This window comes from Streptomyces sp. NPDC059003, from assembly GCF_042740445.1.
GTDB lineage: Bacteria > Actinomycetota > Actinomycetes > Streptomycetales > Streptomycetaceae > Streptomyces.
Genome location: NZ_JBHYJH010000169.1, coordinates 1 through 8788, shown reverse-complemented (window position 1 = coordinate 8788; position 8788 = coordinate 1). Strand labels below are relative to the sequence as shown.

7 protein-coding genes are annotated in these 8788 nt (G+C 72.3%); 6 read left to right on the top strand and 1 reads right to left on the bottom strand.

The genetic code is table 11. The features are described 5' to 3' along the window. Nucleotides 1-208 precede the first annotated feature (208 nt). Both ACFWZ5_RS37325 and ACFWZ5_RS37320 read left to right on the top strand, forming a co-directional pair. Nucleotides 209-1975, top strand: a complete 1767-nt coding sequence (locus ACFWZ5_RS37325) for a phosphatidylglycerol lysyltransferase domain-containing protein (RefSeq protein ID WP_384891938.1) — start codon at nt 209-211, stop codon at nt 1973-1975. Continuing rightward, entirely contained in the window at nt 1972-2706 is a 735-nt protein-coding gene (locus tag ACFWZ5_RS37320; RefSeq protein WP_384806490.1) for a hypothetical protein, read from the top strand. Before ACFWZ5_RS37325 ends, ACFWZ5_RS37320 begins: the two co-directional genes overlap by 4 nt. Here ACFWZ5_RS37320 and ACFWZ5_RS37315 read toward each other — a convergent pair. After that, entirely contained in the window at nt 2631-3410 is a 780-nt protein-coding gene (locus ACFWZ5_RS37315) for a hypothetical protein (RefSeq protein WP_384806492.1), read from the bottom strand. The two genes, ACFWZ5_RS37320 and ACFWZ5_RS37315, sit on opposite strands and share 76 nt — an antisense overlap. Before the next feature lie 766 nt (nt 3411-4176). Between ACFWZ5_RS37315 and ACFWZ5_RS37310 the strand changes: the two genes are divergently transcribed. The 4 genes from ACFWZ5_RS37310 to ACFWZ5_RS37295 all read left to right on the top strand — a co-directional run. Continuing rightward, nucleotides 4177-4959 carry an adenosylcobinamide-GDP ribazoletransferase gene (locus tag ACFWZ5_RS37310; protein WP_384806122.1) on the top strand — a complete coding sequence of 261 codons (783 nt, stop codon included), beginning with the start codon at nt 4177-4179 and terminating at the stop codon, nt 4957-4959. Between the two features lie 158 nt (nt 4960-5117). Continuing rightward, the gene (locus tag ACFWZ5_RS37305) at nt 5118-6674 is read left to right on the top strand and encodes a leucyl aminopeptidase (protein ID WP_384806123.1); all 1557 of its coding nucleotides are present in this window, start codon (nt 5118-5120) and stop codon (nt 6672-6674) included. Between the two features lie 333 nt (nt 6675-7007). After that, on the top strand, nt 7008-8396 hold the full coding sequence (lpdA, locus tag ACFWZ5_RS37300) for a dihydrolipoyl dehydrogenase (RefSeq protein ID WP_384806125.1): 1389 nt from the start codon (nt 7008-7010) through the stop codon (nt 8394-8396). A 60-nt stretch (nt 8397-8456) separates the two neighbouring features. Continuing rightward, nucleotides 8457-8788 (top strand): biotin/lipoyl-containing protein (locus ACFWZ5_RS37295; RefSeq protein WP_384891935.1); only part of this gene is annotated, 332 nt, incomplete at its 3' end.

Sequence of the window (8788 nt, the reverse complement as noted above, 5' to 3'; positions counted from 1 at the left end):
ACCCCCACGAGAGGCGCCCACCCGCCGCCCGACCAGAAACGGGCGGGCGGGTGGGGAAGAAGCGCCGCGGTAGCGGTGGGGGGCGACAGCCGCCCGCGGCGGGGCACCCCCACCAGGCGCGTCCACCGCGCGGCAGGGTGGAAACGGGCGGGCGGGCGGGACTGACAACCCCCATATCACACCACAACACCCCATAAGATCCAGTTTCATGGGAGATGAACGGCCAGGGGAAGCCACCAGCCAGAGGTCCACCCGGACCACCCGCAGAGCCGCGGCGGCAGCCGTCTGGTACCTGCGGGCCATCGCGTTCGTGAACTTCCTCAGCGCCGTCTGGGTCTCCCTGGGCCAGGACCTCAGACGCCACAACACGGAGAACTACTTCACCCCGTACCTGCTCACCGCAGGCTTCGCCTCCGGCGTGTTCACCGCGTTCCTGGCGATCACGATGCGCCGCCGCAAGCGGGCCGCGTGGATCCTCAACGTCGTACTGAGCGGCCTCTTCCTGGCCCTCTTCGCCGTCGCGATGCTCTTCCCCGAGATCAGGCAGTACGCCCAGAACTGGATCTCGCTCGCCCTCACCGCCGGCTTCGTCGCCGCGCTCGTCGTCGGCCGCCGCGAGTTCTACGCCAAGGGCGACCGCTCGAACCCGACGCTGGCGGCGGCCGTCGCCGTCGGCGGCCTGCTCGTGACGTCGCTGCTCGCCGCGCTCCTGGTGACCGTCACCAACCACGCCCACGACGACTACCGCTCGACGTTCCTCGACCGCTGGCGCTACGGCACGATGCGCCTGGTCTCGCTGGCCGCCGACGACTCCCGGTTCTCCGGCATCTCCACCCCCGGCTGGGTGAACGTCACCATCAACGTACTGAGCACGCTGCTGCTCATCGCCGTCCTGTACGCCGCCTTCCGCTCCCGCAGGGCCGTGGACCCGCTCACCGAGGACGACGAGGCCCGCCTGCGCGCGCTGCTCGACCGGCACGGCGAGCGCGACTCGCTCGGCTACTTCGCGCTGCGCCGCGAGAAGAGCGTCGTGTGGTCGCCCACCGGCAAGGCCGCCGTCGCGTACCGCGTGGTGAGCGGCGTCTCGCTGGCGTCCGGCGACCCGATCGGCGACCCCGAGGCCTGGCCCGGCGCCATCGAGCCGTGGCTGGCCGAGGCCCGCGAGCACGGCTGGACCCCGGCGGTGATGGGGGCCAGCGAGGAGGCGGGCACGATCTACGCCCGGCACGGCCTCGACGCCCTGGAGCTGGGCGACGAGGCGATCGTGGAGATCGCCGACTTCACCCTCGAAGGCCGCGCCATGCGGACCGTCCGGCAGGCCTACAACCGCGTCAAGCGCGCCGGGTACGAGGTGCGGATCCGCCGGCACGCCGACATCCCCGACGACGAGCTGGCGTACCTCCTGGAGCGCGCCGACGACTGGCGCGACGGCGCCACCGAGCGGGGCTTCTCGATGGCGCTCGGACGGCTCGGCGACCCGGCCGACGGGCAGTGCGTGATGCTGGAATGCACCGACGGCAAGGGCGAGTTGCGCGCCCTGCTCTCCTTCGTGCCGTGGGGGCCGCACGGGCTCTCCCTCGACCTGATGCGGCGCGACCGCGACTCCGACAACGGCCTGATGGAGTTCATGGTCATCGAGCTGCTCCAGCGGGCCGCAGAGATCCAGATCACGCAGGTGTCACTGAACTTCGCCATGTTCAGGTCGGTCTTCGAGCGTGGCTCGCGGCTCGGCGCGGGACCGGTGCTCCGGCTGTGGCGCTCGTTGCTCAGCTTCTTCTCGCGGTGGTGGCAGATCGAGTCGCTGTACCGCGCCAACGCCAAGTACCGGCCCATCTGGGAGCCACGCTTCCTGCTCTTCGAGAAGAGCGGCGACCTGCTGCGCATCGGCATCGCGTCCGCCCGCGCCGAAGGCTTCCTGGAAGCGCCGGGCCTGCCGAAATGGCTGCACCGCACACACCTGGAGTCCCGACGATGAGCACGCTGTCCCGGCTGGCCCGCGCCGAGTGGGGCGATCTGTACGCCACCGTGCGGGACGCGCTCGTCGCCCGGCGCTGGCGCGCGATCCCGATGACGCTCGCCGCGGTGGCGCTGACCGCGCTGTTCCAGTACGTGCAGAACCAGTCCTGGGGCTATCAGTTCATCCAGAACATCGGCTCGGTGCGGGCCGAGGAGCCGCTGTGGCTCGCCCTCGTCCGCACCCCCCTCTCGCTCTTCGTGCCCGCGCTCGACCTGCCGGTGTGGGGCGCGCTCGCGCAGATCCTGCTGGTGTTCGGCATCGCGGAGATCTGCCACGGCTGGTGGCGGACGCTGCTCGTCGGGTACGCGGCGACGCTCGCCGGCACGCTGTACGCGCGGCTCGGCATCGCCCTCGGGCCCGACAACTGGCTCGGGCTCCCCGGCTCCGACGCGCAGGTCGTCGACACCGGCCCGTCGGCGGCCGTCGTCGGCCTAGCCGTGTTCGTGTGCTGGCACTTCCGGGCGTACGTCACCGGGGCGCTGGTGGTCGTCCTGATGGTCGTCGAGGTGCTCGTCAAGAACAACCTCGCGGGCAAGGAGCACCTGGCGGCCATCGCCGGTGTGTTCGTCCTGTGCGGGGTGACGACGGCCGTACGCCACTGGCGTCACCGGCGTCATCGGCGGGAGCGCAGGCGCGCGCGGGACTCCGGGCCGGGGGCCGGGTCCGGCTTGCCGCCGATCCAGTCCTGAATCCTGCGGCGCGGGCCCGTCCAGCGACGGTCGTGGCGGAACGCACGCAGGCCCGCGCGGGCACGGGCGCGCGGGCGGTTGCGGTAGAACCGGCGCGCCCAGGCCGAGCCGGGGCGGGCGAGGCGGACCGCGCCGATCAGGGCCACGAGCGGCACCACCATGCCGATGAGTGCCGTGCGCAGCTTGCCCTTCGCCAGGGCGATCAGGGCGAAACCGCAGTTCACGGTGATGTTCAGCGCGAACGCCGCGCGGTTGTGGCGCTCCGTCACGGAGAGCTCGTTCACCCCGAACGGGGTGAAGCCGGTCAGGATCAGGACCACCAGGGCCGCCGTGAGGATCACGACCTCCACGCTCTTGCGGCCCTGCTCGCTCCAGTACACGTCGTCCAGGTGCAGGATCAGCGCGAACTCGTCGAGGACCAGGCCCGCGCCGATGCCGAAGATCACCGCGGCGCACATCGAGCCGACGCTGTGCCGGCCGGCGGCGACCGCCCAGAAGCCGCCCACCAGCATCAGGAAGATGCCGGGTACGACGTGGTGGACGTGGACGTCTCCCGTCGTGACGTTTCTGAAGGGGCCCTTGCCCGCGCGGATGAGGCGGGTGATGGTGCGGGTTACCAGGAACGAGCCCACGAATGCCGCCAGGGCGAGCAGCAGGGGGAGTTTCCCCGGCTCGACGATGTTCCGGTACCACCAGTCGCTCATGCCCTCATCGTGCGTCCCTTCCCCACCCGCCCGCCCGTTTCCACCCTGCCGCGGGGTGAACGCCCCCGGCGGGGCCCCCGCCGCTACCGCGGCGGACGCTCTCCCACCCGCCCGCCCATGACCCTCGACCAACGGGCGAACGCCCCTGGTGGGGGCGCACCACCGCCGGCGCCTGCGGGTCCCCGCCGCTACCGCGGCGGATTCTTTCCCACCCGCCCGCCCATGACCCTCGACCAGCGGGTGGACGCCCCTGGTGGGGGTTAGCCGCCATCGGCGGCTGCGGGCGGCCGCCGACGGCGGGCCACCCCCGCGAGAGGCGTCCACCCCACGCCAGGGTGGAAACGGGCGGGCGGGTGGGAGAGAAAGCGCCGCGGTAGCGGCGGGGACCAGCAGCCGCCGACGGCAGGCAACCCCCACCAGAGGCGTCCACCCCACGCCAGGGCAGAAACGGGCGGGCGGGCGGGAAAAAGCGCCGCGGTAGCGGCGGGGACCAGCAGCCGCCGACGGCAGGCAACCCCCACCAGAGGCGTCCACCCCACGCCAGGGCAGAAACGGGCGGGCGGGCGGGAAAAAGCGCCGCGGTAGCGGCGGGGAGCGGCAGCCGCGGGCGGTGGGCAACCCCCACCAGGGGCGTTCACCTCGCGGCAGGGTGGAAACGGGCGGGCGGGTGGGAAGAAAGCGCCGCGGTGGGGAGCGGTGGGTAACCCCCGCCGGGGGCGTTCGCCTCGCGGGTGGGTGGGAGAAGGCGGCGGGGTAGGGTCGGATGATGTCTCGTTCCGGGCCGGTGGACGGCCTCCGCTTTGCCTTTGGGACGCTCACCGTCATCCCCGTACGGGTACACCGCTGGGACCGCACCGCCGCCCGAGCAGGGATGCTGTGCGCCCCGGCCGCGGGCCTCACCCTCGGCGTGCTCGCCGCGGCCAGCGGCACCGCACTGCTCGCCCTGGGCGCCGCCCCCCTGCTCGCCGCCGTCGTCACGGTGGCCGTACCGGCCGCGGGCACGCGGGGCCTGCACCTCGACGGCCTCGCCGACACCGCCGACGGCCTCGGCAGCGGCAAGCCCGCCGACGACGCGCTGCGGATCATGAAGCGGTCCGACATCGGACCCTTCGGCGTGATCACCCTCGTACTCGTACTGTTCGCGCAGGTCGCGGCCGTGGCCGAGCTGTACGACGAGAGCTGGACGCGGGGGGCAGCGGCCGCCGTCGTGGCCGCGACGACGGCCCGCCTCGCGCTGACGCTCGCCGCCAGGACGGGCGTGCCCCCGGCCCGCCCGGAGGGCCTCGGCGCCGCCGTCGCGGGCACGGTCCCCGCGCGCGCGGCGCTGGCCGTCCTCGCGCTCGTGGTGGCCGCGGCCGTCGCCGCGGGGGCGCCCGACGGACCGTACGGAATGGCCCGTACCGGCGCGGGCGTCCTGCTCGGCTGCGCCGCCGCCGAACTCCTGCTGCGCCACTGCGTGCGCCGCTTCGGCGGCGTGACGGGCGACGTCTTCGGCGGCCTCGCGGAGACCGCGGCGACGGCCGCCCTGGTGGCCCTCACCCTCGGCTGACGCGCTCACGACATGCCCCTGACGTGCCGACAAGCCGCGCCCAACACGCACAGTGAGGCGCACCGCAGCGCTTACGGGCGTAGGCTCGCGAGCGGGCTCACCACCCCGCAGCCCGCAAAAGGCCATACAAAACTCAATGAAAGTAGGGCTTCAGCACCGTGACTGCTCTGACTCTCAGCACCGCCGCCGCGTCCGGCCTGCGTGCCGACGCGATCGTCGTCGGTGTCGCGAAGGGCGCCAAGGGGCCGGTCGTGGCTCCCGGCGCCGAGTCCGTGGACAAGGCGTACGACGGCAGGCTCGCGACCGTCCTGGAGACCCTCGGCGCCGCCGGCGCCGAGGGCGAGGTGACGAAGCTGCCCGCGCCGTCCGGCTTCAAGGCGCCGGTCGTCCTGGCAGTCGGCCTCGGCCCGGTCCCCGAGAAGGACCAGGCCTACGACGCGGACACGCTGCGCCGTGCCGCGGGCACCGCCGCGCGCGCCCTCTCCGGTTCCAAGAAGGCCGCGTTCGCGCTGCCCACCGGCGACGCGGGTGACGTGGCCGCGATCGGCGAGGGCGCCCTGCTCGGCGCGTACTCCTTCGACGCGTACAAGGGCATCGCCAAGGACGCCGCCAAGGCCAAGGGCAAGGGCGCCAAGGACGACAAGGGCGGCGACAAGGCCCCGCTCGCCGAGGTCGCCCTGCTCGGCGCCAAGCCGCGCGACAAGGCCCACAAGGCCGCCGTCGAGCGCGCGCTCGCCGTCTCCGAGGAGCTCAACCGCGCCCGCGACCTGATCAACACCCCGCCGAACGACCTGAACCCGGAGGCCTTCGCCGCGGTCGCCACGGCCGCCGGCAAGGAGCACGGCGTCAAGGTGCAGGTGCTCGACGAGAAGGCGCTCGCCAAGGGCGGCTTCGGCGGCATCCTCGGCGTCGGCGTGGGCTCCGACGCCCCGCCGCGGCTCGTGAAGCTGTCGTACACGTCGTCGAAGGCGAAGAAGCACCTCGCCTTCGTCGGCAAGGGCATCACGTACGACTCGGGCGGCATCTCGCTCAAGCCCGCCGGTCACAACGAGACCATGAAGTGCGACATGAGCGGCGCCGCCGCCGTGTTCGCGGCCGTGATCGCCGCCGCCCGCCTGGGCCTGGAGGTCAACGTCACCGGCTGGCTCGCGCTCGCCGAGAACATGCCGTCGGGCTCCGCGACCCGCCCCGGCGACGTCCTGCGCATGTACAGCGGCAAGACCGTCGAGGTCCTGAACACCGACGCCGAGGGCCGCCTGGTCCTGGCCGACGCGATCGCCAAGGCCTCCGAGGACAAGCCCGACGCCATCGTCGACGTGGCCACGCTGACCGGCGCCATGATGATGGCCCTGGGCGGCCGCACCTTCGGCATCCTGGCCAACGACGACGCCTTCCGCACCTCGGTGCACGAGATCGCGGAGGAGGTCGGCGAGCCGTCCTGGCCGATGCCGATGCCGGAGCACCTGCGCAAGGGCATGGACTCCCCCACCGCCGACATCGCCAACATGGGTGAGCGGATGGGCGGCGGCCTGGTCGCAGGACTGTTCCTGAAGGAGTTCGTGGGCGAGGGCATCACCTGGGCCCACCTGGACATCGCGGGCCCGGCCTACAACGAGTCCGCCCCCTTCGGCTACACCCCGAAGGGCGGCACGGGCTCCGCGGTGCGCACCCTGGTGCGCCTCGCGGAGCGCACGGCCGCGGGCGACCTCGGCTGAGCAGCGCCTCCCGTACGGCCCCGGGGCGCCCTCGCCCCCGGGGCCGTACGCGTCGGCGCACTCACCCCGTACGCCGATTTCACTTGCAATGATTTCGCTGTCAATGAAATCCGTACGTTCCTACGTGGCTCTGACCCGTCGCTACGGGCGATCAGCCCGCCCACAGCCCGGCCCGGCGTCCCGCCTGCCGCCGACAAGTGCGAAGATGGGTTCTCGGCAGGACAGGGCCCCCACCACAGGGCCGAAGAAGAGCGGCCGTATACCAGCCGACCGACCGGTCGTCCCCGGTAATGAGGGGTCCGGCGCACGGCGCACATGCATGGAGGACGTGACGTGGCGAACGACGCCAGCACCGTTTTCGACCTAGTGATCCTCGGCGGCGGTAGCGGCGGTTACGCCGCGGCCCTGCGCGCGTCGCAGCTGGGTCTGGACGTCGCACTGATCGAGAAGAACAAGCTCGGCGGCACCTGCCTGCACAACGGCTGCATCCCGACGAAGGCCCTGCTGCACGCCGGCGAGATCGCCGACCAGGCCCGCGAGGCCGAGCAGTTCGGTGTCAAGGCCACCTTCGACGGCATCGACATCAAGGGCGTCCACAAGTACAAGGACGACGTGATCGCGGGCCTGTACAAGGGCCTCCAGGGCCTGGTCGCCTCGCGCAAGGTCACCTACATCGAGGGCGAGGGCCGCCTGTCGTCCCCGACCTCCGTGGACGTGAACGGCCAGCGGATCCAGGGCCGCCACATCCTCCTGGCGACCGGTTCCGTGCCGAAGTCCCTGCCGGGCCTCACCATCGACGGCAACCGCATCATCTCCTCCGACCACGCGCTGGTCCTCGACCGCGTGCCGGAGTCGGCGATCATCCTCGGCGGCGGCGTCATCGGCGTCGAGTTCGCCTCCGCCTGGAAGTCCTTCGGGACCGACGTGACGGTCGTCGAGGGCCTGAAGCACCTCGTGCCCGTCGAGGACGAGAACAGCTCCAAGCTGCTCGAGCGCGCCTTCCGCAAGCGCGGCATCAAGTTCAACCTGGGCACCTTCTTCGAGAAGGCCGAGTACACCGAGAACGGCGTGCGGGTCACGCTCGCCGACGGCAAGACCTTCGAGGCCGAGGTGCTGCTCGTCGCCATCGGCCGCGGCCCGGTCTCGGCGGGCCTCGGGTACGAGGAGCAGGGCGTCGCCATGGACCGCGGCTACGTCCTCGTCGACGAGTACATGCGGACGAACGTCGAGACGATCTCGGCCGTCGGTGACCTCGTCCCGACCCTCCAGCTCGCGCACGTCGGCTTCGCCGAGGGCATCCTGGTGGCGGAGCGCCTTGCCGGTCTGAAGACCGTGCCGATCGACTACGACGGCGTGCCGCGGGTGACGTACTGCCACCCCGAGGTCGCGTCGGTCGGTATCACCGAGGCCAAGGCCAAGGAGATCTACGGCGCGGACAAGGTCGTCGCCCTCAAGTACAACCTCGCGGGCAACGGCAAGAGCAAGATCCTGAAGACCGCGGGCGAGATCAAGCTCGTCCAGGTCAAGGACGGTGCCGTGGTCGGCGTCCACATGGTCGGCGACCGCATGGGCGAGCAGGTGGGCGAGGCCCAGCTGGTCTACAACTGGGAGGCGCTGCCCGCCGAGGTCGCCCAGCTGATCCACGCCCACCCGACGCAGAACGAGGCGCTCGGCGAGGCCCACCTCGCCCTCGCCGGCAAGCCCCTGCACTCCCACGACTGACCTTCAGTCCACGGGCGCGACGACCAGACTTCCGCAATTTCGTAAGGAGCAACAGAAACCATGTCGGTTTCCGTAACCCTTCCGGCGCTCGGCGAGAGCGTCACTGAGGGCACTGTCACCCGCTGGCTGAAGGCCGAGGGCGAGCGCGTCGAGGCCGACGAGCCGCTGCTCGAGGTCTCGACCGACAAGGTCGACACCGAGATCCCCTCCCCCGCCGCCGGTGTCCTGGCCTCCATCAAGGTCGCCGAGGACGAGACCGTCGAGGTCGGCGCCGAGCTGGCCGTCATCGACGACGGCTCCGGCGCCCCCGCCGCGGCCCCGGCCCCCGCGGCCGAGCCCGCCCCGGCCGCCGAGCCCGCCCCGGCGCCCGCCGCCGAGGCCCCGGCCGCCCC

What these genes read in the sequence shown, in the direction of transcription:
- ACFWZ5_RS37325 (WP_384891938.1), top strand. Translation starts at nt 209, where the DNA reads ATGGGAGATGAACGGCCAGGGGAAGCCACCAGCCAGAGGTCCACCCGG.
- ACFWZ5_RS37315 (WP_384806492.1), bottom strand. Translation starts at nt 3,410, where the DNA reads ATGAGCGACTGGTGGTACCGGAACATCGTCGAGCCGGGGAAACTCCCC.
- ACFWZ5_RS37320 (WP_384806490.1), top strand. Translation starts at nt 1,972, where the DNA reads ATGAGCACGCTGTCCCGGCTGGCCCGCGCCGAGTGGGGCGATCTGTAC.
- ACFWZ5_RS37310 (WP_384806122.1), top strand. Translation starts at nt 4,177, where the DNA reads ATGTCTCGTTCCGGGCCGGTGGACGGCCTCCGCTTTGCCTTTGGGACG.